At 25.9% G+C, this 432-nt stretch carries 1 protein-coding gene; it reads right to left on the bottom strand.

Annotation, left to right across the window (positions count from 1 at the left end):
* A partial coding sequence (locus J5M67_RS28875) for a hypothetical protein (RefSeq protein WP_207888733.1) occupies window positions 1-341 on the bottom strand: 341 nt, incomplete at its 3' end.
* Between the last annotated feature and the right edge of the window lie 91 nt (window positions 342-432).

Here is a 432-nt window from a genome sequence, read left to right as displayed (position 1 = left end):
CTGCTATTATCACTATGAGACTTTAAAATAGTTTTTGCAATTGCAATCTCATCATCACTTAATGTTTGTTTGTATTCAGGAAGCAAATAAGTTGAAGTCAAATAGATTGGATCAAAGTTATTTGATGTTTGATCATAAATGAAAGCAAATCGCTTGTTAATTTCATTTAGTATTTCTTTTGCAACATTAGAAATTGTTGAATTAGAATCACTTGTATATTCATTTAAATGACATTTAAGTTCCTCAATTATCATTTTTGCCTCACAAACAGTTGTTTTTGCTTCTTTACAGGACATTTTAGTGTATTGATTAAATGGTTCTAAAAATTTCTTAATATTCACTAATTGAATCCATCTATTTTCAGTTATATCAAAAGTTGATTGAATAAAAGTCTTCTTTTTGTCATTTACAATTGAAATTAAAGTCTTGTAC

It is taken from the genome of Pseudomonas sp. 30_B (genome assembly GCF_017491605.1).
Classification (GTDB): Bacteria; Pseudomonadota; Gammaproteobacteria; order Pseudomonadales; family Pseudomonadaceae; genus Pseudomonas.
This window is presented reverse-complemented; position numbering and strand designations above follow the sequence as displayed.